Origin of the sequence: Prosthecobacter sp. (assembly GCF_044227185.1) — a bacterium.
In the GTDB taxonomy this organism is placed as follows: domain Bacteria; phylum Verrucomicrobiota; class Verrucomicrobiia; order Verrucomicrobiales; family Verrucomicrobiaceae; genus Prosthecobacter.
This window is the reverse complement of the sequence record NZ_JBGAFO010000001.1, coordinates 463,240-488,282: the sequence shown is the minus strand read 5'-3', so window position 1 is coordinate 488,282 and position 25,043 is coordinate 463,240. Positions and strand designations below refer to the sequence as shown.

General features: G+C 63.4%; 25 protein-coding genes. 5 read left to right on the top strand and 20 right to left on the bottom strand.

Translation table 11 applies throughout. The features are described 5' to 3' along the window. Positions 1-275: 275 nt before the first annotated feature. From ACILSQ_RS01990 to ACILSQ_RS01960, 7 genes are all read right to left on the bottom strand, one after another. Entirely contained in the window at positions 276-2,570 is a 2,295-nt protein-coding gene (locus tag ACILSQ_RS01990; RefSeq protein ID WP_395741898.1) for an FAD-dependent oxidoreductase, read from the bottom strand. A gap of 16 nt (positions 2,571-2,586) precedes the next feature. Then, positions 2,587-3,084: a DUF3368 domain-containing protein gene (locus ACILSQ_RS01985; RefSeq protein ID WP_395741897.1), complete on the bottom strand. Its 498-nt coding sequence runs from the start codon at positions 3,082-3,084 to the stop codon at positions 2,587-2,589. After that, complete coding sequence (locus ACILSQ_RS01980; protein ID WP_395741896.1) at positions 3,050-3,322, bottom strand: UPF0175 family protein; 273 nt, start codon at positions 3,320-3,322, stop codon at positions 3,050-3,052. The genes ACILSQ_RS01985 and ACILSQ_RS01980 overlap by 35 nt, the downstream gene beginning before the upstream one ends. 54 nt (positions 3,323-3,376) lie before the next feature. After that, a complete protein-coding gene (gene tyrS / locus ACILSQ_RS01975; RefSeq protein WP_395741895.1) occupies positions 3,377-4,657 on the bottom strand; it encodes a tyrosine--tRNA ligase in 1,281 nt (426 codons plus the stop codon). A gap of 100 nt (positions 4,658-4,757) precedes the next feature. Further along, the gene (locus tag ACILSQ_RS01970) at positions 4,758-5,270 is read right to left on the bottom strand and encodes a hypothetical protein (protein ID WP_395741894.1); all 513 of its coding nucleotides are present in this window, start codon (positions 5,268-5,270) and stop codon (positions 4,758-4,760) included. Between the two features lie 71 nt (positions 5,271-5,341). Further along, positions 5,342-6,079 (bottom strand): hypothetical protein, encoded by a 738-nt coding sequence (locus tag ACILSQ_RS01965; RefSeq protein WP_395741893.1) that lies wholly within the window; start codon positions 6,077-6,079, stop codon positions 5,342-5,344. Further along, a complete protein-coding gene (locus ACILSQ_RS01960) occupies positions 6,069-6,902 on the bottom strand; it encodes a hypothetical protein (protein ID WP_395741892.1) in 834 nt (277 codons plus the stop codon). The genes ACILSQ_RS01965 and ACILSQ_RS01960 overlap by 11 nt, the downstream gene beginning before the upstream one ends. 127 nt (positions 6,903-7,029) lie before the next feature. Here ACILSQ_RS01960 and ACILSQ_RS01955 point away from each other — a divergent pair, with 127 nt between their 5' ends. Continuing rightward, a complete protein-coding gene (locus tag ACILSQ_RS01955) occupies positions 7,030-9,111 on the top strand; it encodes an arylsulfatase (RefSeq protein WP_395741891.1) in 2,082 nt (693 codons plus the stop codon). On the opposite strand, the gene ACILSQ_RS01950 is transcribed toward ACILSQ_RS01955, so the two are convergent. From ACILSQ_RS01950 to ACILSQ_RS01935, 4 genes are all read right to left on the bottom strand, one after another. Continuing rightward, complete coding sequence (locus tag ACILSQ_RS01950; protein ID WP_395741890.1) at positions 9,086-10,372, bottom strand: O-antigen ligase family protein; 1,287 nt, start codon at positions 10,370-10,372, stop codon at positions 9,086-9,088. The genes ACILSQ_RS01955 and ACILSQ_RS01950 overlap by 26 nt on opposite strands. A gap of 4 nt (positions 10,373-10,376) precedes the next feature. Continuing rightward, positions 10,377-10,817 (bottom strand): DUF3592 domain-containing protein, encoded by a 441-nt coding sequence (locus tag ACILSQ_RS01945; RefSeq protein WP_395741889.1) that lies wholly within the window; start codon positions 10,815-10,817, stop codon positions 10,377-10,379. A gap of 72 nt (positions 10,818-10,889) precedes the next feature. Further along, a complete protein-coding gene (locus tag ACILSQ_RS01940) occupies positions 10,890-11,528 on the bottom strand; it encodes a class I SAM-dependent methyltransferase (RefSeq protein WP_395741888.1) in 639 nt (212 codons plus the stop codon). Continuing rightward, positions 11,528-12,679 carry a DUF3419 family protein gene (locus ACILSQ_RS01935; RefSeq protein ID WP_395741887.1) on the bottom strand — a complete coding sequence of 384 codons (1,152 nt, stop codon included), beginning with the start codon at positions 12,677-12,679 and terminating at the stop codon, positions 11,528-11,530. The genes ACILSQ_RS01940 and ACILSQ_RS01935 overlap by 1 nt, the downstream gene beginning before the upstream one ends. A 182-nt stretch (positions 12,680-12,861) precedes the next feature. Here ACILSQ_RS01935 and ACILSQ_RS01930 point away from each other — a divergent pair, with 182 nt between their 5' ends. Then, positions 12,862-13,725: a phosphatase PAP2 family protein gene (locus ACILSQ_RS01930; protein WP_395741886.1), complete on the top strand. Its 864-nt coding sequence runs from the start codon at positions 12,862-12,864 to the stop codon at positions 13,723-13,725. Here the strand turns inward: ACILSQ_RS01930 and ACILSQ_RS01925 are convergent. The 5 genes from ACILSQ_RS01925 to nrdR form a co-directional block, all read right to left on the bottom strand. Then, on the bottom strand, positions 13,722-15,416 hold the full coding sequence (locus tag ACILSQ_RS01925) for an ArnT family glycosyltransferase (RefSeq protein ID WP_395741885.1): 1,695 nt from the start codon (positions 15,414-15,416) through the stop codon (positions 13,722-13,724). The genes ACILSQ_RS01930 and ACILSQ_RS01925 overlap by 4 nt on opposite strands. Before the next feature lie 78 nt (positions 15,417-15,494). After that, positions 15,495-15,923, bottom strand: coding sequence for a hypothetical protein (locus ACILSQ_RS01920; protein WP_395741884.1), 429 nt, complete (start codon positions 15,921-15,923; stop codon positions 15,495-15,497). A gap of 88 nt (positions 15,924-16,011) precedes the next feature. Further along, positions 16,012-17,274, bottom strand: a complete 1,263-nt coding sequence (locus tag ACILSQ_RS01915) for a porin (RefSeq protein WP_395741883.1) — start codon at positions 17,272-17,274, stop codon at positions 16,012-16,014. Between the two features lie 140 nt (positions 17,275-17,414). Next, positions 17,415-17,768: a histidine triad nucleotide-binding protein gene (locus ACILSQ_RS01910; protein ID WP_395741882.1), complete on the bottom strand. Its 354-nt coding sequence runs from the start codon at positions 17,766-17,768 to the stop codon at positions 17,415-17,417. A 6-nt stretch (positions 17,769-17,774) separates the two neighbouring features. Next, positions 17,775-18,263, bottom strand: coding sequence for a transcriptional regulator NrdR (nrdR, locus tag ACILSQ_RS01905; RefSeq protein ID WP_395741881.1), 489 nt, complete (start codon positions 18,261-18,263; stop codon positions 17,775-17,777). 100 nt (positions 18,264-18,363) lie between these two features. Between nrdR and ACILSQ_RS01900 the strand changes: the two genes are divergently transcribed. From ACILSQ_RS01900 to ACILSQ_RS01890, 3 genes are read left to right on the top strand one after another with little or no spacing between them, the layout of a single operon-like run. Beyond that, complete coding sequence (locus ACILSQ_RS01900) at positions 18,364-18,906, top strand: flavoprotein (RefSeq protein ID WP_395741880.1); 543 nt, start codon at positions 18,364-18,366, stop codon at positions 18,904-18,906. A 46-nt stretch (positions 18,907-18,952) separates the two neighbouring features. Beyond that, the gene (locus tag ACILSQ_RS01895) at positions 18,953-19,282 is read left to right on the top strand and encodes a hypothetical protein (protein WP_395741879.1); all 330 of its coding nucleotides are present in this window, start codon (positions 18,953-18,955) and stop codon (positions 19,280-19,282) included. 5 nt (positions 19,283-19,287) lie between these two features. Beyond that, positions 19,288-19,815 carry a DUF6036 family nucleotidyltransferase gene (locus ACILSQ_RS01890; protein ID WP_395741878.1) on the top strand — a complete coding sequence of 176 codons (528 nt, stop codon included), beginning with the start codon at positions 19,288-19,290 and terminating at the stop codon, positions 19,813-19,815. A gap of 1 nt (position 19,816) precedes the next feature. Here ACILSQ_RS01890 and ACILSQ_RS01885 read toward each other — a convergent pair whose 3' ends face one another. Genes ACILSQ_RS01885 through ACILSQ_RS01870 form a run of 4 tightly spaced genes read right to left on the bottom strand, consistent with a single transcriptional unit; the run spans position 19,817 to position 25,036 of the window. After that, on the bottom strand, positions 19,817-20,686 hold the full coding sequence (locus ACILSQ_RS01885) for a hypothetical protein (RefSeq protein ID WP_395741877.1): 870 nt from the start codon (positions 20,684-20,686) through the stop codon (positions 19,817-19,819). Next, a complete protein-coding gene (locus tag ACILSQ_RS01880; RefSeq protein WP_395741876.1) occupies positions 20,683-21,225 on the bottom strand; it encodes a heavy-metal-associated domain-containing protein in 543 nt (180 codons plus the stop codon). The genes ACILSQ_RS01885 and ACILSQ_RS01880 overlap by 4 nt, the downstream gene beginning before the upstream one ends. After that, positions 21,222-23,795, bottom strand: a complete 2,574-nt coding sequence (locus ACILSQ_RS01875; protein WP_395741875.1) for a DUF1592 domain-containing protein — start codon at positions 23,793-23,795, stop codon at positions 21,222-21,224. Before ACILSQ_RS01875 ends, ACILSQ_RS01880 begins: the two co-directional genes overlap by 4 nt. Continuing rightward, complete coding sequence (locus ACILSQ_RS01870) at positions 23,792-25,036, bottom strand: DUF1552 domain-containing protein (RefSeq protein ID WP_395741874.1); 1,245 nt, start codon at positions 25,034-25,036, stop codon at positions 23,792-23,794. The genes ACILSQ_RS01875 and ACILSQ_RS01870 overlap by 4 nt, the downstream gene beginning before the upstream one ends. Positions 25,037-25,043 lie beyond the last annotated feature (7 nt).

Genomic DNA, 25,043 nt, shown 5'->3' with positions numbered 1-25,043 from the left:
TGGCGGCGGTACGGTGAAGCGCTGCTGGAGGGCACGGAGTGTGTAGAAAGCGCTGGCTTTGCTTCCGGAGCGGGCGCCTCCCTTCCAGGGATGGCGCTCGCTACGCGAGCTGATCCCTGGCTACCGGCTGTGATCCCATCCGGGATCATTGAGGCCCATGGGTTTGCGGCACTCATGTACAAAAAGTGAGAAATGAAGCGTGGACACGAGCGCACGAGCGCAAGGACAGAGCTGAATTCGGCTGAATGGAGACCGGTTTTGAATGCGGCGTGATATCACCGCAGGGGCTCGAGGCGGTCCGGCACGCCGTTGTTGTTGCGGTCGAAGGGCAGAGGGTCATCGAGATTCATGCGGCCGTCTTCATCGTGGTCTTGCCCGGGCTGCAGCCATGAGTCATCATCGTTGAGCCATTCACCCTGCTGCTGCAGCGAATGCCAGAGCTGGACCACCGCATCGGCACGCAGGAGAGGGCGCTGCGCCACGTCTTTGCTGGCGAGGCCGGGATTCACCGGGAGCTTCAAGGCGGTGCACCAGCGGTGGAGCATGGACCAGCCGGCTTTGTCCTCGGGGTGGAAGTTTTCATCGGTGGTGGTCATGCCCCAGGAGCACAGCGACTCGATGGCGATGCGATCGGGATCGTCTTTGCCGACATCGGTGAAGCGTGGTGAGGCGGCGACTTTCCATTCGGGCGGATTCGATTTGGCGCGGAGGATTCGTGCGAGGACACGGGCGAGCTCGCGGCGTGTCATGATGTGGTCGGCATCAAAGAAAACGCTGTTCGCATCCCCCGGCCAGATGCCGCGAATGGCGAGCATGCTGGCGGCTTCAAAATGCGCGGCATCCAAAGGCAGATCCTGCCAGGGAAAGAGCAGCACGCCGGGGCCGCCGCAGCCGCGTGCGAGGCGAAGCTGAATCTCACGCCAGTGCTTTTGCGAAGCTGCGACCGCGCGAGGCTGGATGCCCTCGCGCAGACAGAGCCACGCCAGTGTGGCGCTGGCCTGGCCGACATGCATCATCTGGCCGTGCAGACGCAGCGCGCTCTGCACCACGCTGCTGACTCCGATGTTCTTGGAGCAGCCGAGGAGGCCGTTCATCTGCACGGGCACGAGGCCGCGCAGGGGAAACATGGCGCGGTCGGTGTCCGTGTGCCAGCCGCGCGAGGGCGTCTGTACATATTGCCAGGGGCCGTTGCGGTCCTCGCTGAGAAAACGACGGCGGGTGGGATGGAAGTCGATGTTGAACTGGAAGCCAAACAGGCCGTCAGGAACCATCACTTTCGCCCATTTGGGTTCGCGGGTTTCGGCGCGGATGTCCTGCTCGCGCAGCATGTAGAGGGCCTCCATGCGCAGGCCTTCGCGCACGTAGGGTTTCGGCGGCAGGAGATCGGGCGTGCCAAACTCCGTGGTGGGCTGCATGTAGCGGAAGCTTTGCGGGAAGTCGCCCACGCGATCGTGCACCGCGGTCTGCAGATAGTGGAGCATGCCCAGCGTGTGCTGCTTCGCGTCGTCGAAGATGATCTGCCGCTGCGCGGGTGTGAGATCGACGATGTTCTTCCTCGACGCTCCCGCTTCGGTCTTTTCCAGGGCATCTACCACCCGCTGCGGAAGCTGGCAGAGCGGGTAATCCTGCACGGGCCAGTTCAGAAAGGTCGCCTCTGTGCCGGGCGCGAGGTGATTGTGCCAGCGGTCCACCAGCCGCCGGTGCGTGTACACGCTCCAGCCGGACTGGCTGTAAGGACCGGTGCTCATGTCGCTGTCCACCCACGGCGGTGTTTTGTCGAGTGCGGCAAAGGAGCGCGGGTCGTAGGTGGCGGGTTTGGGAAGGGTGCTGTTTTTGCCTGCTTCACGCAGCACGACGCACCAGGAGAGCGGGTTCATTTCCTGCGCGCCTGCATCATCAAAGGACGAGGGAGCGCTGGCTTCGCCGAAGCGGGATTTCAGATCGGGGCCTGCGGCGTATTTTGCGCCGCTGAGGTGGATGACATCGCCCCAGTCGGAGGAGTCGAGGGTGAGCTTGGCGCGGACAGTGAGGATGCCAGACGGGCTAAAGCCCGAACTACGAACGAAGAGGCAGCCGGTGACATGGTTGTTTTCGAGGGTCACCTTGTCTGGCTGCCAGCCGCGCTCGATGCGCAGCACGCCGGAGTCGGTGTAGGGTTTGACGAGATCTTCAAAAATCTTGGCTGCGGCGGCGGGCTCGATGGTTTCGGTGCCGCAGTAGGAATTGCCGGGCGAGGGGATGCCGTAGGTTTGTGAATTGTGCGCGCGGATGCGGTTGATGACCTCGCTGTAAATGCCGCTGCGGGGAAAATTCACGCGTCTCCCGTTCACGCCTGTCCATTCATCCGGGCAGCCGACGCCTTCCGCGCTGAACTGCCCGCCGAGCCATTCGATGTCATTGACCAGCACGATCTTTTTCACGCCCAGTCGCGCGGCCTGAACGGCTGCCGCACAGGCGGATTCGTTGCCACCGACGATGAGGAGGTCGGCATTGAGCGGGGACGAGTCTGCGGCGCGAATCGAAACCGAGACGGAGGCGATGATGAAACCAAGAGCGGCAAGAAGCTTCATGATGAGCGGTGGGAGATCATGCGATCTCACCCACACGGCGCAACACGCTTTCTTCCAATGCCGGAGCGATGAAGAATCGCGATTCAGCGCGAAGACGATCCAGCTCCGCTTTCAGGCTGACGATGCGGCCTGCTTCGCGTTCCTCGGCCAGCAGGCCGATGATCCCGACAAAAGGCAGGCCCTCTTCGCGCGCAACGGCACGCCCGGCGGCGTCATCGATGATGAGCAAATCGGCATTCGTCTGACGTGCTAGTTCGATGGCTTCTGCCTCGCCCTCATCCAGCCGTGCGCGAAGCACTGGAAGCAGAGTGCGATCAGGCACCGGAACGATTGCGAGCCAGCCGGAAGCCAGGGCGGCCTTGATGGCTGACGAGGCACCAGGATGACTGAGCCGGGACAATTCAAAGGCGACCGCCAGCGGAATGATGACGCGTCCAAATTTGGCGCGCAATAGGTCAAGCCTGCCGACAATGGCGAGGTTAGAGACGGGAGACGTGTTGCTGACGATGTGCATAGGCCAGCTCGTGCTCCACGTCTTCTTCGCTCATTTGACGGGGAATGTTGCGGTCGCCCAGTTCGAAGCCGAAGCGATAGTAGTCAAGACCAGACACACGCGCGGCCTGACCATAGCTCAGCCAACCCTTGGAGTAGAGCAGGCAGGCCATCTCCGTCTGCAGACGCTGGCGTCGTTCTTCCTGTGGCAAAGGCAGGGAACGGGCCACATCGTCCGGGATGTCGAGAGTCAGTTGCATGCAGTCATTTTAACGCAAAGCGGCCGTCATTCTATGGGAAAACGTGGCGTGCCCTCACACCCCCGCCCGGACCGTCGCGTAGCTCTTCTTGCCCTTGCGGAGGATGCAGAGCTTGCCGCCGAGGAAGTTTTCGGCGGTGAGGGTGGGGACTTCTCCGGCAGGGACCTGGACGTTGTTGATGTAGAAGCCGCCGCCTTTCATGAGGCGGCCGGCATCGCCTTTGGAGGTGGCGAGGCCGAGGGTGACGAGGAGATCGGCGATCTGCGGGATGGTGGCGAGATCGACTTCGGTGCTCGGCGCGGAGGCGGTGGCTTCGATGAGCGTGCCGACATCGGCGGTGGCGAGATCGGCGCCGCCGAAGAGGGCCTGGGAGGCGAGGATGACTTTTTGCAGCTCTTCTTCGCCATGCACCATGCGGGTGACTTCGGCGGCGAGGCGCTTGTGGCCGCTGCGCTGTCCGGGATTGGCATTGTGCTCGGCCTCGATGGCTTCGATCTCCTCGTGCGAGAGCAGGGTGAACTGGCGCAGGAAGCGCGGCACGTCCGGGTCTTCGGAGTTCACCCAGAACTGGTAGAAGGCGTAGGGGCTGGTCTTCTTCGCGTCCATCCAGATAGCGCCGGCTTCGGACTTGCCGAATTTCTTGCCTGAGCTGGTGGTGATGAGCGGGAAGGTGATCACGAAGGTCCTTTGCTCGGGCAGGTTCCTCTGGTCGCGCATTTTGCGCACGAGGTCGATGCCGGCGGTCATGTTGCCCCACTGGTCGCTGCCGCCGATCTGCACGGTGCAGCCGTGGCGCTCATTGAGCACGACGAAGTCGTAGGCCTGCAGGATCATGTAGGTGAACTCAGTGAAGGAGATGCCGCTCTCCAGGCGCGCGCTCACGGATTCCTTCGCCAGCATCCACGCGATGGTGAAGTTCTTGCCCACGTCGCGCAGCAGCTCCACGGCGCTCATCTTGCAGATCCAGTCCGCGTTGTTTTCCACGATGGTCTGCTCCGGCACGAGGATGCTGCGGATCTGCACTTCGATGCGCTTCACAAATTCGGCGACGGTCTCGGGCGTGTTGAGCGTGCGCTCGTTGGCCTTGCCGCTGGGGTCGCCGATGAGGCCGGTGCCGCCGCCGACGATGGCGATGGCCTTGTGCCCATGCTCCTGCACGCGGCGCAGGGCCATGAGAGGGAGGAGGTTGCCGATGTGGAGGCTGTCCGCGGTGGGGTCAAAGCCGCAGTAGAAGGTCTGCTGGGTTTTGAGGGCTTCCTTGAGGGCATCGAGGTCGCTGCACTGCTTGAGCAGGCCGCGCCATTCGAGATCGGCGATCAGGTCGGTCGTGGGCATGAAGAAAAAATGACGAAATCAGAATGAGGAATGACGAAGGAAGCGCGAAGCCCGAATGGGATGAAATTCGTCATTCGCCATCCGGGTTTCGTCATTCCCGTCAGGGAGTCGTGCCGGGCTCGGAGCGCAGGAGCTGGGAGCCGTTGAAGCGCTCGTTGGGCTTGAAGAGCCAGCCGGGACTTTCGTTGCGGACTTCCCAGCGGCGCAGTTCAAACTCGGGCAGGACGAGGTTGCTGTTGGGGTCAAACACCTTGCGTCCGGTGAAGCGGCCCCAGAGGGTGTACTCGGTGTTGTGGTCGTCGCCGTAGGCGTAGCCGCCCTCGTTCGGCACTTCAGGCAGGCGGTAGGGGATCTTCTGGTAGCGCTCGTTCATGATGACGAGCCTGGAGTTTTCCCAAGTCTGCCCCGGACTGCGCACATAGCCCCAGAGATGTGTGTGATTGATGTAGAAGCGGCGGCCGATGAAGTAGTCACCACGCGGCTCCATGGCAATCTGGCGATGACGTGCCTCCACCGCGGCGGCCTGCTGAGGAGAGAGGCCGGTGGTTTCACAGCCGGTGTGGAAGAGGCTGACAAGGCAGAGCAATAGAGAGAAGAGCGCGCGACGGGGCATGATGGTACGCACTGTGAAGCGTGCGCGGGCCGTCGCAATCAGAAAGGCGGCGGGAAAGCTTTCGGGCGGGGTCAGCGGTACCGGTGGCCGGTCGTGTCTCCCCCCAGTTCATCGCCCCAGTGCTGGAGGAAAAATTTCTTTTTCGTCGGCAGCAGGGTGTCGGCGGTGCCGATGAGGGGCCGGAGAGTGGTGGACATCTGCAGCGTCACGAGCAGGAAGATGCCGATCCAGACATTGAGGTAATGCCTGCGGGTCATGCCAAAGGTGCTGGCGGCCGCCAGCAGCAGCCGGAAGCCGAAGAACAGGGCGATGAGCCAGAACGCGAGCACGAGAAAGCCCATGAAGCCCTCCGACTCGGTGGATTGGGAAAAAATCCACACCACCGGGGCGAAGCCCAGCAGCAGCAGGGCCGTGAGCGCAATCATGGCCAGCAGCATGCCCACGATCTGCGGCAGCCGCGCCTCCAGGCCGCCGAGAGCGCTGAAGATGTAGAGGCTCGGCAGGCAGATGACGAGCGAAGCCACCACTCCCAGAACCACTTTGACCGGCGCCGCCCAGTACTGCGCGCCGCCGGAGAAGGTGCCGAGCAGGATGCCAAACACCGCCAGGCCCAGCAAGGCGCCCACAAACAGAAGGGCAGGTACTTTGCCGCCCCCGTGCCTGCACTCATGCATGATGCGCCCGGGCTGCTTGAGCAGGGCTTCGATCACGGCCACAAACGAGGCGTGTGCGCCCAGCGGCTGCAGATCCAGCTTTGGCGGTGTGGATTGCGGGGCGGGAGGCGGCTCGGGTGTGGTTTCAATGTTCATGGTGTGAGGTGGTGGCGGTAAATACTTTGGAAGCCTGCGCAGGGTCGCGGGCGGGGGCACGCATGCAGAGCCAGACGACGAGCCCCATGACCAGGAAAAGCCGCAGCACGACCGTCGCATTGTCCTCGGGCAGGCTCGCCACGATCATGCTCCAGACCGCTTCATAAAAGGTGCCGTCGAAAGGTTCCGGGCGCAGAAAGGCCACGGGCAGCGCAGGGTTGCCAAAGAAAGGACGCAGGATGTAGGAGAGCTGCGCCCCCACGAAGAGATTCCCGGCCAGCCACGCCACCAGAGTGCGCTGCGCCGCGGCGGCGCTGCCGGAAAAGGCCTCAATCAAACGCAGCAGCTTGTGATTGGCGATGATGCCGGCAAAGGCGATGACCGCGGTGTTGCTGAGCAGAAACACGCGGTACCACGGCTCCAGCTCCGGGGTGCCATCCGCCGGACGGTCCAGCGCCATGCCCAGGATGACCGGCGCGAGCGAACCGACGATCAGCGCAAAAAGCGCAAAGCTCATCAGGCAGGCCTGCATGGTCTGGCGGAATGACATGCCGCTGCCCAGCAGCGAGCCAAACATGCCGTTGATGAGACCGTTCACACCAAGCGTGAGGAAGATGAGCAGCGGCATTTTCACCGCGACAAAGACGGCCATCAGCGGCGCGCGTCCCAGGCCGATGGCAAGGCCATAGACCCCACATCCGGCCACGATGCTTATGACCAGCGGCAGAGTCGCCCGCACGGATTTTTCCGCCAGCCAGCGCACCAGGCTGGCGGTGTCGCCACGGACCAGTGACAGGAGCCGGGAGGTGGGCGGGGTGAGCATTTTTGGAGGCGCGGTGGATTTCGCCGTGGGTGCATTCTGCGACGCGGCACGAGCGTGGTCAATGCGCGCGCCTCAGTTCACGGCGAATTCACGAAAGGTCGAATGTGAATTCTTCGTGAAGGGGGCCATGCGTTTTCTGCTCCTGTTTGCCCTCATTGTTTCGTCCGCCATCGCCGCGGACACCCCCAACATCGTCATCATCCTGGCCGACGACTACGGCTACGGCAGCGCGGGCTGCTATGGCGCGGATGGAAAGCTCGTGCAGACGCCGAACATTGACCGGCTGGCGAAAGAAGGGCGGCGCTTTACGGATGCGAACACGACCTCCTCCGTCTGCTCCCCCACGCGCTATTCGGTGCTTACGGGCCGCTACTGCTGGCGCACCTCGCTCACGCATGAGGTGCTGGGCACGTTTTCGCCGCTGCACATCGAGACCACACGGCTGAACATGGCCTCCCTGCTGAAAAGGCACGGCTACCAGACCGCCGCCATCGGCAAATGGCACCTGGGCTACGGCACGGACGACGGCTCGCTGAAATGGCGCACGGACTACACCGCCGAGCTTTCTCCCGGGCCGCTGGACATCGGCTTTGACTACCATTTCGGCGTGCCCAGCAACCATGGCGACCTCACCGGCGTGTACGTGGAAAACCGTTTCGTCTATGGCCTGCGCAGCGGCAAAATCCCCGACGGCATGAAGCTGCGCGGCCCCGACGCGGACGATCCGAGCTTCAAGGCCACTTACGGACCCGAAGACACGGAGAATGGCAAGGCGACGATCCTCGACCTCGATGCACCACGCCGCGTGAATGACCGCGTCATGCCGGTGCTCACCACCAAGGCGGCGGAGTGGATTGCCCAGCAGAAGAAGGGCACGCCTTTCTTCCTCTACTACACACCGGTGGCGGTGCACAATCCCGTGACGCCGGAGAAGGACCTGGCGGGGAAGAGCAAGGCCGGACCTTACGGCGACTGGATTCTCGAGCTGGACCGCAGTGTGGGCGGCGTGCTGAAGGCGCTGGATGACAAGGGCATCGCTGAAAACACGCTCGTCATTTTCAGCAGCGACAACGGCGGCGTCTTCACGCCCACGCGCGAGACGGTGCAGACACAGGCCTTCAAGGCCGGGCTGAAGGTGAACGCCGGTCTCAAAGGCGGCAAACACGACGTGTGGGAGGGCGGCTTCAAGGTGCCCTTCATCACGCGCTGGCCCGCGAAGATCCCCGCGAGCACCGAATGCAACGACATGATCAGCCTTGCCGACATTCTCGCCACCACGGCGGCGATTGTGGGGGAAAAGCTGCCCGCAGCCGCCACCGCCGCGGAAGACAGCTACAACGCGCTGCCCGCCTTTCTCGGCACGAAGGATGCCGCGCCCACGCGCGACCACATGTTCATCCACAGTTCCGATGGCGTCTTCGCGATCCGCAAAGGTCCGTGGAAATGGATCGAAGGCGTGCCGGTGAGCGACATGAAACTCGGAGCGCGGAAAGCGCATGCCAGCCAGTTCAAGCCGCAGCTTTACAATGTGAAGGAAGATCCGGCCGAAACCACGGACGTCAGCGCGCAGCACCCGGAAGTGGTGAAGGAACTGAGCGCGCTGGTGAACCGCTACCGCGATGGAGGCTACAGCCGCGAGCTGCCGCCCATTGTTGAGAAGAAGGCGCCGCCTGCACTCCCGCCGCTGGCGGGAAATGCGGTGATGTCAGAGGATTTCAAGGCGCTGCCGGGCAAGCCCTGGACCATGACCCGCGGCACCTGGCAGGTGCATGACGAGGCCATCTGGAATCCCGCGCCCAAAGGTGCGGAGCAGGGCGCCACGCTGAGCGCACCGCTGTCGATCACCGACGGCACTTTGCAGTACGAAATGAAACTGCACACCGCGGGACGGCACTCGCTGCGCATTCACACCGGTGGCAGGCATTCCTTCCGCATTGTCGTCAGCAACACCATGCTGGAGATCACCAAGAACCCGGATCAAGGCCAGGACAAAAACCAGACCGAGCCGCTCGCGCGCCAGAAGCTCAAGTTGAACACGGAAGACTGGCAGACGCTGCGCATCAGCTTCAAGGGCGATCAGATCACCGCGCAAATCGCGGGGGTGACGGCGACTGGGAAGCATCCTGTGATCGCCGAAGCCAAGACACAGCTCAACCTGATCGTGTTTGATGGGGAGGCGGGCTTCAGAAATCTGCGCGTGGTGCCGTAACCGCCCCGCGCGCGAGCGCCACGGTCAGCGGCAGCCAGAAGAGCAGGCCTTCAAATCGTGGCGCCGTGGCCAGGGAGGCGAGTGACTCGCCATCAAACAGAAGACCGGCGCAGCCAAAAGCCAGCAGGGAGATCCAGGCGGGGTCGCCACGGGCCGCGAGAAGGCACGCGCGTCTGATGCCATAGGCGAGCATCAGCAGCAGCAGACACGCAGCCACGAGTCCGCCGTGGACCAGGGTGGCAAAGAAAGCGCTGTGCAGATGCTCCAGGAGCGAGGTGTCGCTCCTGGCCTGCAGCTCGCACTGCCACACTTCGCGCACTCCCCACTGTCCGGTGCCGAGCCAGACATTGTCCACGGCGTGCCAGCCCGCGCCGTAAATGTCCAGGCGGCCGTTGTCGCCACGATCGAGAGCGGTTTGCAAGGCATAGGCGGATGGTGAGGCGCCCGACGGCAGGGTGAGCGCCAGCAGCGGTCCGGTGGTGAAATAGATCGTGCCCGTCAGCAGAAACACGCCCAGCGCCGCCCTGCCACGCCGCCAGCCGCGCGTGGTCAGCAGCACTGCATGGCCCGCGGCCATGGCCAGCATGGCGCCGCGGCTGCCGGAGAGAAAGGTGGCAAAGTGCAGCAGCATGCAGGCAGCCCAGGAAAGCCGGCGCTGCCACGGGGTGGTCACATCCTCCACCAAAACCGCCAGCCACAGCGCCGCAAAACCGAAGGTCAGGCCGGTGCAGACCGGATTGAGGCCGCCATGCACGAGAAAGTTCTGGAGCCGCTCTCCAACGTGATGACCGGGCAGAACGAAGCAGCAGAGCACGATGCTGATCAGCGCGGCGAGTGCGGCCGCCACACACGTCGCCCAACCCACGAGGCGGAGAGAGCCACGGGTCTGGCTTTGCTGCCAGACCAGCGCACAGAACATCAGCAGCAGGAGAATGCCCAGGATGCCGCGAATGACTTCATTCTGAGTGGATCCTGAAACCAAGGGCATCTGGAGGCAGGAACGCAGCGTCATCCATGCCAGGAACAGGATGACAGACAAGGCGCCCGCGTCCCGCCGCCAGCGTTTGATCTGCGGCGTCCAGTCCACGCAAACGCAGGCGGTGACCCCCGCGATGAGGAGCCAGCCCAGATGCAGCCAGACGTTGGGCAGAAAGGCGTGTCCGGCCACAAAGCCGACGAGGGCGATCTGCGCCGCGCGGCCTCCCAGAGCACAGCGCCCGAGCTGTGGTGCTGCGAAGGCGTTCGTAGCGGCGGAGCTCATGCTTTTACGTGAGCCAGACGGCGGTGGCCAGCACTGCCAGCATCATGGCGCAGAAGAGGGCGGCCAGCGCGGCGCCCCGCCAGGCCAGAGGCTGCACCACGGCCTCCTGTGGATGGCGCGGGTGATAGTACACAGGCACCTGCGAACCCTGCGCCAGCCTGGCAATAAACTGCGTCATGGGGCCCGCCGGATTGCGCACGGTCCGGTGGGTGAAGCGGCTGCTCTCAAAGGTCCGCCCGTCCACGGTGTAGGAGTAGCGCAGGACCGGATCATACATGATGCAGCCGTCCGCCGTCTTCATCTGGGCGCGCCGCATTTCCGCCGTCACCACCGTGCCCTGGGTGCGCCGCCAGCCGCGCATGGACCACGCCATGCTGAAGCGGCGCAGAAAATGGATGAAGGCGAACAGCGCGAGCAGGGCGCCGGGAATGAGGAAGTACATCATGAGCAAAAGTGTCTGCGGATCACGGGAAAATGCGACCGCTTCACCGGACTGCACGAAACAGTATCGCCACACTCAGCGCTGCTTCCGGCCGATGAAGATGCCGTACTGCCACACGCCGCCGTAGGCGGTGAAGCGCTCATCCAGCAGCGGAACAAACTTCTGGCCCAGGTACGGCCACAGGTGCCCCTCCATGCGCACGTGGTTCACGCCCATCCAGCGGCGGAACCACGCCAGGTTTGAGTGGGAAAAATCCACCACGGCGATGCAGCCGCCCTCCGCGAGATCCTCCCACGCGGCATCGATGGCCTGCTCCCAGCCGGGATTGAACATGGACAGGGCATATGAAAACAGCACGAGATCGAAACGCTTTCCATCCGGATGCACGGGGGCGGAGTAGGAGCGGCGCAGCAGCGTGGTCTGGTCATCGCGAATCTTCTTCGCGGCAATGGCGAGCATCTGCTCGGAGAGATCCACGCCGGTGATGTGCGCGTGAGGAAAATGCCGCCGCAGGCCCGCCAGATTGCGCCCCGTGCCGCAGCCGACCTCCAAAATGCGCTGGGCCCTGGCCACACAGGAAGCGCGCATGAGCGCGCTCTCGCGCCCGAACAGAAAACTCCAGCGGGTGGCGTCATAGATGCGCGAGTGAAACTGGTAGTAGCGCTCCAGCGCGGCGCCCGTGCGGGCCGGGGTGTCAGCGGCGGCGGTGCTCATCACAGCACCTCCGCAAAGTGGAGGCTGCCGTAGGTGCCCACGCGGTCGAGCTGATGCAGGGCCTCCGTGCGTTCCGTGAAGAAGCGCAGGCGTGAGCGGATCGACTCCGGAATGAAGTCGAGGTTCACGCCCGCCGAACGCATGAGGATCCTCGCGCCAGGAGCGCTGTTGGCCAGGATCAGCTCCCATTCATCGCGCAGCGCCTCGGTGTCATGCGCGGCGAGCCAGTCCTGATGATCGAGCAGCACAAAGTGGGTGTACCTGCCGGGATATTCGCGCAGGAAGCCCGAAAGCGTGGTGGTGTAGCTTTTCAGCCGGCCGACGCGCGACTGCAGCGTGGAGAGGTTTTCCTGCTTCAGATAATTCGGGCAGCAGCCCAGCGTGTAGGAGCCGGTCATGTACACGCGCCAGAAATAATTGTCGCTGATGGGCAGCCCGGTGAAGACGTGGCGCAGCTTGTCCTTCACGTAGTCGGTGAGCCCGCCGGGGTAGGAGTCCTGAATGAGCTTGATCTGCGGGCGCGGCACGCCGAGCAGAGTCATCAGCGTGGGCTGGCGCAGCAGCCAGTTGCTGAAGGGGCCCCAGATTTCACGCTCAAAGAGCTGATAGGCATGGCGCTGCTCCTCCAGGGAGCGGGCGTCCAGCAGGCAGGCGGCGAAGTTTTTGACGTTCGGTCGCAGCTTGAAGAGCGCATTGCCCATCACATACGCGGCGATGCCCGAGGTGCCGTGATAATAGAATGATTTCTTGAGGCTCGTGGGGCTGAAAAAATTGATGCGCCTGTCCCAGTACTTCTGCGCCGGCCCGGACAGCGTGCCGCGCACGCGGGCATAGACGGAGGCGTAATTTGCATGCGAGCCGAAGCCGAACATTTCGAACAGCTCTTCGAAATCGCCCTGGCGGATGAGCGCCTGCTTGAGCTCCAGCAGGGCGTTCTGCCGGTAGTTCATGTCCACTGCATGGATCTCCGCGGGGCCATCGAGCAGGTAGTCGAGCGCATTGCAGCCGGCGCTGGTGATCATCACCACACGGCTGCCTGCATCCAGCCTCATCAACTGGCGGTCGAGCCGCGGGTCCTCCCAGGCGGTGTTGTAGATGAGGTTGGAATTGTGAACATGGCGGAAGACCATGTCATGGGCCGATTTCAACATGTGAACCGGACGGCGAGGTGGGGACTCTTTGAGCATGAGCGCGGAGGGAGTGCGCAGTGTTCACGCGGAATGTGAGCGCGAGCCAGCGGGGGAGTGTGTATGTTTCGTCACACAGCCGCGACGCAACGAATCTGTTGCCACCAGGGACTGGGCATTTCGCCTGTTTTGTTTTCATTGGCGTCATGGACAACAAGCACGGCCTGCCGCCCACGTATGCGGCGTCCTGGAATGAGCTCGCCGCGGAGCCTTCGTCCTCCTGGCTTCCCGCCGGGTTCAATCATCATGCACGCCCTCTTTTGACCTGCTGGTGGTCGGACGTGGTGTGCCTCTTCCGCAGCGCCAGGGCCATGCTGGCCGCCAACCGCCGGAAGCTGCTGGGCTTCATCCTGGCGGGCGGTGTGCTGGTGGCGGCGCTCATGCCGCATGATCTGGCGCTGCTGGCGCAGGTGCGGCACGTGGGAGATTCGGTGGAGTCAGAGCGCGCGCGCAGCGTGGCGCGCTGGCTGAGCTACTGGGGAGATCTCGCGGGATTCAATGTGTTCGTGTTTGCCACGCTCACCTGCTTTGCCTTTGTGCGACGCTCGCCGTTTTTCCGCCGGCTCACGCTGGCCGCGGTGATGGGCACGGTGCTCAGCGGAGGCCTGGTGAATGTGATGCGCGTGACCACCGGGCGGGCCCGGCCCGGCAGCGGCCTGGCCGCCGGTTTTTACGGCCCCACCTTGAGCGCGCGCAAACAGTCGTTTCCCAGCGCGCACACCGCCACCTCATTCGGCGCCTGCGTGCCGCTGGCCGTCGCGTTTCCTGCGGCGGGAGCCCCGCTGCTGGTGGTGTCCGGCGGCGTTGCGTGGTCCCGCATGCAGAACAACTGCCATCATCCCAGCGATGTGCTGACTTCCGTGCTCATCGCGCTGGTGTTTGGCGTGCCACTGGGGCTCACGGTGCGGCGGATGGCAGGCAATCTTTCTCTTCCTCCTGCTCCCCCTCTTACTCCCGGAAAAGGGAGGAGGAGCATGAGCAGGAGGAAGAGGGGGATCGAAGCGGCCTAGCGCTTGATCACCAGCACCACCTCAGCCCAGCTGAAGCGCGCGATGTTGAAGCCTTCGATGGACTGCGTTTCCACATTCTCCAGGGCCTGCACCGCTGCTGTGTGATCCCTGGCAGCGGTGCCAGGCGGGGCGGTTCCCAGCAGTCCTTTGAACCAGCGGTCCAGCGTCCAGTCGCGCTTCAGCAGCACCACGGCCAGGGGGCCGGGCCGCTGGAGAAGCTGCGTGGCCGCATTCACATCATCCGTGAACTGCCAGACGTGATTGGTATAAAATACCAGGCTCGGCTCGGTGTAGCCGCAGCCGTGCAGCGTCATGTCCTGGGGCGCCGTACCGAGCTGCCGGGCCACACGCACTGGAACCGAGGTGGCGCGCAACTGCAGGCCGAGCAGCGCCAGGCTCAGGCTCGTCAGCACCACCACCGTGCCGGCGAGCCAGGCATTGCGGCGCGTCAGGCCCTGCTTCCACACCACGCACACCAGGGCTCCGCCAAGCACCAGCACGCAGGTCAGCACCAGCAGGGCGCTGTAGAGCAGCCCGCGGATGCTGCCCTGCTGGATGGGCATCACCGCCGCAAACACCCACCCGCCGGCTATTAGAGCGCCCAGGCCGAGCGTCAGCCACTTCGCCGCGCCCGGCAATGCGCGGCTGCGGTCCTGCCACGCCAGCGCCAGCAGCACGATGAAGGCGGGATAACCCGGCATCACATAATGCGGGAGCTGGGTGGCATAGAAAAAGAAGATGACCTGGGGCGCGAGAAACCACGCCGTGAGGAAAGACGTCTGCGCCGTCCACCGGGCCCGCAGACTGCGCCACACGGGCAGGGCAAAACCGATCCAGGGAAAGAGGCTGAGCCAGGTGGTCAGGAGGTAGTAGCCCGGAAGGAACTTGCGGCCGTTGAAGACATCCGTGCCACGCTTCACCACATGCTCTCCCATGCCCGTCTTCCAAAAAGCGCCCTGGGTTTCGATCAGAGCTGGAATGCCCCAGGCCGCCACCATCGCCACCGCGAGGCAGAGGCCAGGCACGGCCTGCAGCCTGCGCCACGGCAGCGGCCTTCTCCAGAACACCCAGCGCCACAGCAGCAGCGCGAGTGCGGGCACGAGCCAGGCAATGGGCCCCTTTGCCAAAAATCCGGCGCCGAGAGACAGCCACAGGCACCCGAACCAGCCGCCCCAGCGCCGCTCCTCCGCGGCAGTAAGCAACTCCACCAGCGCCCGGCAGGCCAGCGCCACGCAGAGGATCATGGGCATGTCCGCCACGCACAGGCGGCCATGCACCAGCGACTGCAGGCTGGTGAGCCAGGCCACCCCCGCGAGCAGGCCGGTGCCGGCATTTCCAGCCAGCTTGCGCGCCATGCCCGTGACCACAAGGGCGGTGAGATACACTGCCACGATGCTGTGCAGGCGCGCCGCCAGTTCGTTCACACCCAGCAGGGCGTAGTGCAGGCGCATCCACCAGTAGGTCAGCGGAGGTTTGTCGAAACGATACGCGCCATTGAAATACGGGATGGTCCAGGTGCCGCGCTCCATCATTTCCACCGTGGCATGGGCAAAGCGCGGTTCATCGCGGTCCATCAACGGCAGGGTGGCCGTGCCCGGCAGGTACAGCAGAAGGGTGAGCGTGAGCAGCAGCCACCAGCCGTGCTGGCGGCAGTGCTTCTCATTCCAGAATGGCGTGGCAGAGGGGCCCATCACGCCATTTGGCATGGCGGTTTCATTCGTCCGTCAGCATGTGCCGACGTTTTCGTCACACGCGGTCACGAGGCTGTATTAATACAGCAGGAAGCCGATCTCGCTGTCCGTGAGCTGGGAGGTGTCATCTACCGCCAGGAGGGCCTGAGTGTCAAAGGTGGCCTCCCAGGGCGTCTCCGCAGCCTGAGGGAGCAGGGGCAGTTCCGGCGCGGCGAGCACCGGAGCCTCCTGCTGGGCCAGACGGGTCTCAGCCGAGGGCTGGGCCTGGAGAATGACGAACGCCAGCGCCATGACGGCCACTGTCACCGTGGCAAAGGTCCATTTGGCCGAGGGATCCGCAAAGGAGACGTCCTCCCACCACAGGCGCAGAGCGGCCAGCCAGCCGCGATCCTGCGGCGTCTGACGTGCGGCGCGGGCCACGTTTTGCGCGAAATGGGCACGCACCTCGACCGAGCGGGCCTGGGCCAGCAGCTTGGCGACGGGGTCTTGGGGCGAGAGGGGTTCCATGACGGGGCGGGGGTTTAGATCAGGCTTTCAAACAGCTACCATAAGCCAAAGTTGCACCAAGACCGGTTTTTTTTGCCCCCCGGGGCGGCTAGAAATACATGCGCAGCGCGCTGAACCACGTCCAGCCATTGTAGCTGCCACCGTCCCCGCCGCCGTCCATGGTGGCAAATTCGATCCCGTTCATCAGCTTCAGCTTGTGGCCGTAGATGTAGTAGTTGGCCCCCAGGTAGAGGGCCTGGTACCGGCGGCCGTGGCCGCCGTCGGTGTTGTAGGGTGCCAGGCGGTCGTAGTGGCTGGAGAGGCGGAGGCCATCATTCTCACCCGCCGCCCACTGGTAGCGCCCAACAAACTGCAGCTTTTTGGTGAGGTAAAAGGTGGGCATGATGATGATGCCGGACACATCTCCCTGCGGGCCGCGGCCATGGCCGTGCAGAATGTCGGTGTAGAATCCCCAGGAGCCTTTTTCCCAGATGGTGTTCAGGGACATGGCGCTCTCAAACGGGTAGGGGGAAGGGGCGCCTTCAAAGGTGTTTCCCTTCACGGAGGTGTCCGCGGTGGCCTTCTGGTAGTCAAAATTGATCGAGGCGCGGTCCAGCCCCGTGGCCTCCTTGAGGTCGTAACCAATGCCTGCCTGGAGCAGCGCGCCCCCGTGAAAGGTGGTGAACTCACGCTCGTCATCGCCTGCGTATGCGGCCAGCTCCCAGAGCACATTGCCGGCCTTGCCGGTGGCCCAGACGCCGGTGTACCAGCTCGTCCACAGCATGTCTGTGAGCAGGGAGCGCTCCACGGTCAGGAACTCACGGGAGGAAGTCGTACGCTCCAGGGCGAAGTAGGCCTGATGCTTGCCAATGCCCAGGGTGAGAGCGTCTGAGAAGGCATACTCGAAGAAGAGGATGTTGATGCGGCCGTAGAACTGATTGAAGTCGGGGTTGATGTCGATCAGGCCATCGAGGCGGCCTTTGCCGTCCAGCCACTTGGATTTGAAACCGAGGCGCATGCGGCGCACCTCCAGGTCCCCCCAGCGCACATCCTGCGGGCGGTCACGGCTGCCGAAATTGCCGCGGTCAGACCAGCCCTGGGCGTCCTGAAGCTGCAGGATGCCGTAAAGCTGAAAGCGCGTGAGAAAGCCGGTTTTCGCCTCATAGAGCACGGGGAGGCCCCACATTTGATCCAGCAGCGAAGGCTGTCTGGCGGCAGCGGCGGCGGTGGGCGCCGGAGCGGCAGTGACCCCGTGGAGGGCGGTGCTGAAGGAAAACAATCCGGCCAGGAGAAAGCCGGCAAACAAACACGAGTGCAGAGGCGCTGGACGGGGAGGAGATGGGTGGAAGAAGAGGCGAGAAAGGCGGACCATTGGTGGCGAATGAAGGGGCCAACGAGGTCCACTCATTTATTGTTACATTTTTGTCACAATGTAGGCCGTGGCATGACAGAGGCACTCTGCCGGAGGAGCAGGAGAATGTGAGGGCGGATGGGCTTGATGCCTATTCTGGCTCAGCCAGGAGGCCAGTTCAGGCTGCGTCCAGCCAGCAGATGCACATGCATGTGCGGTACGGTTTCCCCTGCGTCTCTGCCGTGATTGATCACGAGACGGAAGCCTTTGCCGCGGTCTGAGACGCCCAGCTTTTCGGCAATCTTTCCCGCCGCCAGCAGCAGCGCACCCAGCGTGGCCTGGTCTCCCGCCATGGCTTCGCCCACACGGGAGATCACCTTTTTTGGCACGATCAGCACATGCACCGGCGCCTGGGGGTTGATGTCGTTGAAAGCGGCCACCAGATCGTCTTCATAAACGAGCGGGGCGGGGATTTCGCGGTCGATGATCTTTTGAAAAATGGTCTTCTCACTCATGGGGGATTAACGAAAAAGTTCCGGCTGCCGCCCATCGCGTGGACGGCGCTCGCCGAGGCTCTTGATCTCGTCGATGAACTCTCCCACGTCCTCAAACTGGCGGTACACCGAGGCATAGCGCACGTAGGCCACGTGGTCGAGAGTCTCCAGACGACGCATGACCTTGGCACCGATGACGGTGCTGGGGATCTCGCGGTAGCCTTCCTCTTCGAGCTCGTTGGCAATGTCGTCCACCAACTGTTCAAGCTGCTCCATCTTTACGGGCCGCTTTTCGCAGGATTTGCGCACGCCGCCCAGCAGCTTGTCGCGGTTGAAGCTCTCGCGGGCGCCGTTGCGCTTCACCACGCGCAGCTCCTCGCGCTCCACGATCTCGTAGGTGGTGAAGCGGAAGTCGCAGCGCATGCATTCGCGACGGCGGCGGATGGCATGCCCTTCCCGCGCCTCGCGGGAGTCGATCACTTTATCCTGGGAGCTTCCGCATTTGGGGCAGCGCATGGGGGTATTCGGGTGGGGAATGTGCTTTCTCGGGGGCCGGATGGCAAGCGGCTTCGCAGATCGGGCTTTGCGGGCGGACTTTAGGGTTTATTGTCCCTGCATGTCCCGCATCATCCTCGGCGTCACCGGTTCCATCGCAGCCTACAAGGCGGCGGACCTCGCCAGCCAGCTCACGAAAGCCGGCCACGTTGTGACGTGTGTGTTGACCAAGTCCGCGCTGGAGTTTGTTACGCCGCTCACTCTGGGAACGTTGTCGAAAAATCCGGTCATCAGTGATTTGTTTGCCGAAAAGGAGGGCTGGCAGCCCGGGCATATCCAGCTCGCGGACGAGGCGGATCTGCTCCTCATCGCCCCCGCCACGGCAAACGTCCTGGCCGCCATGGCCCATGGCTTTGCCCATGATGCCCTCACCGCCATCGCCCTGGCCACCCGCGCCCCGATCTTGATCGCCCCCGCCATGAACGGCAAGATGTGGCAGCACCCCGCAACGCAGAAAAACGTGGAAACCCTGCGCGGCTACGGCGCGCAGTTCGTGGAGCCAGCCTCCGGCATGCTGGCCTGCGGCTACGAAGGGGTGGGACGACTGGCGGAAGTGGAGGCGATTCTGCAGGCCGTGGCCGCCGTGCTGGCCACCCCCCGCTAAAACGCCCCTTGGCAGCCCGCCCCGCGTCCGCTACCATCCACCAGCCATGCACGAACACGACGACACTGGCGACAAGCTGGAACACGCGTATTTCTGCTACCTCGCCGACAAGTTTGAGCGGGAGCCTGAGCTGCTGGAGATCCCTCTGCGCAATATCGCCCGGTGGCTGGATCGCGGCCACCGGGCCGTGAAACGTCTTTTGCAGTGGCAGGACCTGATTACGAAGGCGCAAAAGAGCCGCGATGGAATGAGGGAGTTGAGTGCGCTGCTTCGCGCCGACGATGAGGAAACACGTTTCTTTAAAGGCTTCGCTCCATTTCCAGGAGTGCTAACTGAAGAAGAAAGCGACCAGTTTTTATGCAGCTCGAGGCACTGACTCACATGGCTAAGGCTGCCTCAAGCCTGGTGCCGGAGATCAAGGTGATCGTCTTTGGTTCAGCCTCTGCCTTCGCCACTTTTCCTGAATTGCCGGAGGCGACGAACATCTACGAAAACACCAACGACGCCGATTTCATCCTCGACCCATGGAGCGACGAACTGGGCGCGATGCTGAGCAAGCGCCTCGGCAGAAACAGTTCCTTTTTCGAGATGTTTGGTTATTACGCCGACATCGTACGCCCCGCCGCCTTCGACAACTTCCCTCCCGATTTTCGCGACCGGTTGGTTCCACTGGAAGGCTGTCCCCGCGTATTCGCCCTTGATCCTCACGACATGGCCGTGGCCAAACTTTTCGCCGGACGGCCGAAGGACATCCGCCTGCTGTCCTTCCTCCTGGCCACCGACCGGCTGGACGAGGCCAAGGTGCGCAAACTTCTTTGGAACACGCCGATGGAAGAGAAATGGATCGTGAAGACCCATGCGGTGCTGGAGCAGGTCGTGGCTGAAGCGGCGAAGCAGCGCGCCGTGTGACCTACGGAGCACCGATCACCCGCTTCAGCCACTCCCGCGCCTTTTCCCGCGCAGGGCTCGGGCGCAGGGTCCAGGCATCGTTGTGATTGAGGAAGCCGGTGCTCATGAAGGTGAGGTCGGCATCGGGCAGCAGCGGGCGGAGGTAGGCCTCGGTGGGTTTGGGATTGTCGCCTTCGCCGCAGATGAACTCGGGGCGATTGCCGAGGCGCCTGAGCCGCACGAGGGCCGATTCGCGATCTGAGCCGGGGTAGGGCCAGGTTTTGACGCCGTCGAAATGACTGTAAGCGAAGAAGCCGCGCCAGAGTTTGGCGGTTTCATCATCGTAAAGGCCCAGGTAGTTGCAGGCGAGAGCGCCGCGTGAGAAGCCGCAGAGCAGGACTTTGGATTCATCGCCACCAAAGTCATGGCAGACATTTTTCACGGCCTCGCGCAGATGCTTCAGCGTGGGCTGCGGATCGTAGGTGGGCGGAGTACCCCACCAGGTGATGGCGATCTCATCGCCCTTGCCATTCACATACGGAACGCACAGCCAGATGAAGCCTTTGCCGGCGGAGAGGCCGTAGCCGAGATTGCTGCCTTCGGGCACACCGGTGCTCACATCGCCCTGCTTGCTCTTAAAGTTGCCGTTGCCGGCGAGCTCGACGATCACGGGCATCTTCACACCGGGTTTCCAGTCGGTGGGCAGGTAGAGCACATTGTAGAGCGCGGTGTTTTTCCAGCCTTCCAAAACGTGCTTCACACGCTTGCCGGCGGCGGGGGCGCCTTCGCTCAAGGCGGGCACTTCGAGATCAACGGGTACGCTGCGGATGTCCGGCAGCTCGGCGGCGAACAGGCTTGCGGATACGAACCATGGGAGGAGGGCCAGTTTCATAGGGGCTTGAGTTCGATACGGCCTTTCTTCAGGGCTTCTTCAAGCGCCGCGCGATTCGTCTTCGCGGGGTCAATCATCACCGTGAGCAGCGCATGTTCGTTCACGCTGGCATGCTCCACGCCATCGAGTTTCGCCACGGCGATGTAGGCGGCGTAGCGGCAGCCTTTGCAGTCGAGCAGGCCGCACTGGATCTGGATTTTTTGCAGCTTGTCCGCAGGCAGGGTGGAAAGCGGCACGAGGGTGAAAGTGCCATTGGAGGCGGCGCGCAGGAGGTCTTCGAGGCGCTTGGTGACGGCTTCTGGGGCGGGTGGTTTCTTGGCGTTGTAATTCGTGATAAGCTTCGTCACGTCGTAGCGGAAGGTGACTTCGCCGGTTTCCATGTTCAACGCGGCGACTTCGACTTCGGGCAGCGTCTTGACCTGATCGCGCAAGTCTTGTTCCCGCGAAGGTTCGCTGAGGCCGATGAGGCGGTGCTTGGATTCATCGGCGTGCAGGTGCAGCGCAGTGAGGCTGAAGATGAGGATAAGGTGTTTCATCATCGGGTCTGGAAAAGAGGGCTGAGGACGACTTCGTGAAGCAGGGTGCGGAGGCCGCCGCCCTGTTTCTCGGTGCGTGCCACGATGTCGTTGAGGGCGGCGCGGTCGCCGTAGGCCACATCGCGGCCGGTGGCGTAGATGATGAGCTGCTGGGCGAGATTGCGCAGGAGCGTGTGCTTGTCCGCGGCGAGCATGGTTTTGAAATCGGTGATGCCGCCAAACTTGCGCTCGTCGGCGAACTGCCCCGTCGCATCCACCTTGGGGCCCAGTTTGAAACTGATGGCGATCTTGGGATCGATGCTGCCGCGCGGGGCGGGGTCGCCCTTCTCATTGAGCGAGCGGTAGCGGTCGCGGAAACCGCCGATGACATCGAAGGATTCCAGTGCAAATCCGGGCGGGTCGATCTTCGCGTGGCAAGAGGCGCAGGTGGCGTCGGCGCGGTGCTTGTCCAGCAGTTCGCGGATGGTGGTGGCGCCCTGCACGTCCGGCTCCACAGCGGGCACATTCGGCGGCGGTGGTTCGGGCGGTTTGCCCAGCAGGCGTGCCATCACAAACGCGCCGCGCACCACGGGCGAGGTGGTGGTGCCATTGGCCGTGACTTTCAACAGCGCCGCCTGCGTGAGGAAGCCGCCGCGGGCGCAGTCTTTGGGCAAAGCCACGCGACGGATCGCCGGGCCGCTCACGCCGGTGATGCCGTAGTGCACGGCGAGCTTTTCATTAAGCATGGCAAAGTCTGACTGCACGAGATATCCGGCGTCCAGATTTTGCTCGATGAGTTCGCGGAAGTAGGCTCGTGTTTCGGCGACCATGCTGTCCTGCAAGTAGGGGCTGAATTCCGGATACAGTTTTTTGTCAGGATCGTTCGCGGCGATGGAGCGCAGCTTGAGCCACTGGCCGAGGAAGTTTTCCACGAAACGCTGGGACTTCGGATCTTTGAGCAGGCGCTCCACTTGGTTGTGAAAGTCTTTGGGCTTGCTGAGCAGTTCGGCATCCGGCGCGGAGTTCCACAGGAAGTAAGAGAGACGCGCGGCCAGTGCGGAGTCGTCGAGCTTTCCGGGCGGCTCGATGTGGTAGAGGAAATCGGGCGAGCACAGCGCGGCGCGGCACACCCAGCGCATGGCGGTTTCAAAGCAGTCGCCTGCTTTCTGACGTGCTTCAAACTGCGCGAGGTACTGCTGCCGCACCTCATCGCTCACAGGCCTGCGGAAGGCCTTCGGCAGAAACTCAGCGAGCAGGCGGTCGGCGGCTGCGAGCGGTTCTTTCGGCTCCACGGTCCAGATGCCGGGCTCAGGCTCGGGCTTGTTGCGGGTGCCGATGATCTCCTGCTTGAGCGGTTTGCGCACGGGCGGGCGCGCGCCTTTGAATTCGGTAAGCGGCAGGTCTCCGAAGAGAAGCGAGTGGCTGCGCGGCGGCCACACCTCATGCAGCGGTCCTTCGATTTCCACCCAGTCATTGGCGATGCACGGGCCGGTGAAGCCCATGGTGCGGTCTTTCTGCCCCCAGGTGCCCACGCGATACAGCACCACCGGCGCGAGCGAGGCGACATTGAAACCGAGGGTCTCTTTGAAGTTCAGCCACACGTCGAGATTGTGCACCTTCGACTCCAGAGAAGGTGCGTCGTAGTAGCCCAGCACGTAGCTGGGCTGCTGGCCGCCGCGGCCGTTGTCATTGAACTGCACGATGGAAAGCCGCGCCGCCTCCGTGCCGCGAGACGGGAGGATTTTTCCCTGGTCCCACTGAAAGCTGTAGAACGAAGCACGCACCTTGTAACGGCCCGGATAGAGCGCGGCAAAGTGGCGGAAGTAGGCGTTCCAGGATTCGTCCTCATGGCGGAAGACGCCCACGCTGCTCATGCGGTCGAAGAGGCCGAGCTGCTCGTGCGCGCCCTGGTTCACATGGCCATACTCGCCGGCGGGCGGAAAAACGGGATCGATCTTTTTGTCGCGCAGCAGAATGGCGTCTCCCTGCATCAGCATGATGTCGGGTTCGTAATTGCGCGCGAGTGAGAGGCGCACGATCTCCGACTTCGGCGCCGTGGGCCGTGTGGCAATGGCCATGTCCAGCGACTTGTCCGCCGCCTCGATGTAGCGCGCCAGATTCACGTGTGAGATGTCCAGGGCCTCGCTGTTGTTGTCGAAGCCATGCGCCGAGCCGTCGGCGGGCAGTCCCGCCTGCAAGGCGATGCCCGGCAGGTCGAAGAGATCGCGCACAGTGTTTTCATACTCGCTGCGCGTGAGGCGGCGAACGCCGGTGCGGCTGGCGACGTCCAGAGGCTCGGCCTTGATGAGGGATGCGTTCAGCCACTGCGTCACCGCGCTCACGTCCTTGGCAGGCGGGCGCGCTTTCTTCTTCGGCGGCATGTCGCCGGACTCGATGCGATCGTGGATTTTAACCCACTTGGCGAAGGTTTCAGCGTTGCTGAAGTCCTGCTTCAGCGCCGTGAGGTCCAGGTTGCCTTTGTGCGTGTCCGCGTCGTGGCAGTCGATGCAGTGCGTGTCGAAAAAGGCGGCGGTGGGCTCGGCGGCGTGCAGACCGCAGGTGAGCAGGGCAAGGGCGAGCGATTTCTTCATCATGCCAGCTCCAGTCCCTTCATCGTGCCCTTCGCGGTGGAGAATTCATCCGTCTCGATGCCCAGGCGGTGCAGCATGGAGAGATACAGATTGCTCAAGGGATAATTGTTCTGCGTGTCAAAGGCCAGGTGCTGGCCGTGCTTGAAGCCACCGCCGGCGATGAGCACGGGCAGGTTCACATTGCTGTGGGAGTTCGCGCTGCCCATCGGCGTGCCGTAGAGCACCTGCGTGCGGTCCAGCAGGGTCTGGCCCCCCTCCTTCGTGCCGTCGAGCGCGGTGAGGAATCCATTCAGCGCGCCAAACTGCGCCTCCTCCTTCTCGCGCAACTCCGCCAGCGCCTCCGGGCGGTTGCCGTGGTGGGTGATGTTGTGAATGACGCCGGTGTCGATGAACAGGGTGATGATGCGGGTGGAGTCGGTCTCCAGCGCCAGCTTCATCACCTCAAACATCAGCTTCGTCTTCGCCACAAACTCACGCGCATCATCGATGTCCTTCGGCGCCGTCTCTTGGATGACCGGCTTCGGCTTGTACTCCCACTCCTCCGCGGCATGCAGGCGCTTTTCCAGCTCACGCACGGAAGTGAAGTACTCGTCCATGCGCTGCTGGTCCGCTTTGGAGAGCGTCTGGTTCAGGCGCTTGGACTGGCCACCCACAAAGTCCAGCATGCTGCGGCCCTGGCGCAGGGCCTCCACATTGGCCTCCACTTCGCTGGCCTTGCCCTGCACGAAGAGTTTTTGGAAGAGCTTGCTCGGGCTTTTCTCCGCCGGAATCGGTGCGCCGCTGCGCGTGTAGCTCAGCGTGGGCGATCCGTCGCTGACCATGGCAAGCGAGAGCGAAGGATGGCGCGTGGCCACGCCGATGTGCTCGGCGGCAAATTGATCCAGCGACACCCCGTTGCGGAAGCCCCCGCGCTCCGGGTGCGGCGTGCCGGTGAGGAAGCATTTCTCCGCTGCGTGCCCGCCCGTGACACCTGGCAGGCTCACGCCGGAGAAGACCGTCATCTTCTCGCGATGCTGCGCCAGCTTCTGCAGGTAGGGCGTCAGCGCATACTCACGCCCGGCTTTCTCCGGAAAGAAGAACTGCGGAATGATGCCCATGTTCGTTTCGATGGCGACCATGCGGCGCGGCACGGCGGCCGTCTGCTGCGCACTGAGCATCGTTTCCAGAAACGGCAGCCCGAGCGTGATGCCGGCGCCACGCAGCAGCGTGCGGCGCGAGATGGGGCGGTGAAGATTGAGATTCATGAATGGG

Coding starts and splice junctions, on each gene's coding strand:
- ACILSQ_RS01980 (WP_395741896.1), bottom strand. CDS start 3,322: ATGCAACTGACTCTCGACATCCCGGACGATGTGGCCCGTTCCCTGCCT.
- nrdR (WP_395741881.1), bottom strand. CDS start 18,263: ATGCGCTGCCCCAAATGCGGAAGCTCCCAGGATAAAGTGATCGACTCC.
- ACILSQ_RS01880 (WP_395741876.1), bottom strand. CDS start 21,225: ATGATGAAACACCTTATCCTCATCTTCAGCCTCACTGCGCTGCACCTG.
- ACILSQ_RS01950 (WP_395741890.1), bottom strand. CDS start 10,372: ATGAGCTCCGCCGCTACGAACGCCTTCGCAGCACCACAGCTCGGGCGC.
- ACILSQ_RS01900 (WP_395741880.1), top strand. CDS start 18,364: ATGTCCCGCATCATCCTCGGCGTCACCGGTTCCATCGCAGCCTACAAG.
- ACILSQ_RS01970 (WP_395741894.1), bottom strand. CDS start 5,270: ATGCCCCGTCGCGCGCTCTTCTCTCTATTGCTCTGCCTTGTCAGCCTC.
- ACILSQ_RS01920 (WP_395741884.1), bottom strand. CDS start 15,923: ATGGAACCCCTCTCGCCCCAAGACCCCGTCGCCAAGCTGCTGGCCCAG.
- ACILSQ_RS01885 (WP_395741877.1), bottom strand. CDS start 20,686: ATGAAACTGGCCCTCCTCCCATGGTTCGTATCCGCAAGCCTGTTCGCC.
- ACILSQ_RS01870 (WP_395741874.1), bottom strand. CDS start 25,036: ATGAATCTCAATCTTCACCGCCCCATCTCGCGCCGCACGCTGCTGCGT.
- ACILSQ_RS01960 (WP_395741892.1), bottom strand. CDS start 6,902: ATGCTCACCCCGCCCACCTCCCGGCTCCTGTCACTGGTCCGTGGCGAC.
- ACILSQ_RS01955 (WP_395741891.1), top strand. CDS start 7,030: ATGCGTTTTCTGCTCCTGTTTGCCCTCATTGTTTCGTCCGCCATCGCC.
- ACILSQ_RS01985 (WP_395741897.1), bottom strand. CDS start 3,084: ATGCACATCGTCAGCAACACGTCTCCCGTCTCTAACCTCGCCATTGTC.
- tyrS (WP_395741895.1), bottom strand. CDS start 4,657: ATGCCCACGACCGACCTGATCGCCGATCTCGAATGGCGCGGCCTGCTC.
- ACILSQ_RS01915 (WP_395741883.1), bottom strand. CDS start 17,274: ATGGTCCGCCTTTCTCGCCTCTTCTTCCACCCATCTCCTCCCCGTCCA.
- ACILSQ_RS01895 (WP_395741879.1), top strand. CDS start 18,953: ATGCACGAACACGACGACACTGGCGACAAGCTGGAACACGCGTATTTC.
- ACILSQ_RS01945 (WP_395741889.1), bottom strand. CDS start 10,817: ATGATGTACTTCCTCATTCCCGGCGCCCTGCTCGCGCTGTTCGCCTTC.
- ACILSQ_RS01990 (WP_395741898.1), bottom strand. CDS start 2,570: ATGAAGCTTCTTGCCGCTCTTGGTTTCATCATCGCCTCCGTCTCGGTT.
- ACILSQ_RS01875 (WP_395741875.1), bottom strand. CDS start 23,795: ATGATGAAGAAATCGCTCGCCCTTGCCCTGCTCACCTGCGGTCTGCAC.
- ACILSQ_RS01930 (WP_395741886.1), top strand. CDS start 12,862: ATGGACAACAAGCACGGCCTGCCGCCCACGTATGCGGCGTCCTGGAAT.
- ACILSQ_RS01965 (WP_395741893.1), bottom strand. CDS start 6,079: ATGAACATTGAAACCACACCCGAGCCGCCTCCCGCCCCGCAATCCACA.
- ACILSQ_RS01890 (WP_395741878.1), top strand. CDS start 19,288: ATGGCTAAGGCTGCCTCAAGCCTGGTGCCGGAGATCAAGGTGATCGTC.
- ACILSQ_RS01935 (WP_395741887.1), bottom strand. CDS start 12,679: ATGTTGAAATCGGCCCATGACATGGTCTTCCGCCATGTTCACAATTCC.
- ACILSQ_RS01910 (WP_395741882.1), bottom strand. CDS start 17,768: ATGAGTGAGAAGACCATTTTTCAAAAGATCATCGACCGCGAAATCCCC.
- ACILSQ_RS01925 (WP_395741885.1), bottom strand. CDS start 15,416: ATGGGCCCCTCTGCCACGCCATTCTGGAATGAGAAGCACTGCCGCCAG.
- ACILSQ_RS01940 (WP_395741888.1), bottom strand. CDS start 11,528: ATGAGCACCGCCGCCGCTGACACCCCGGCCCGCACGGGCGCCGCGCTG.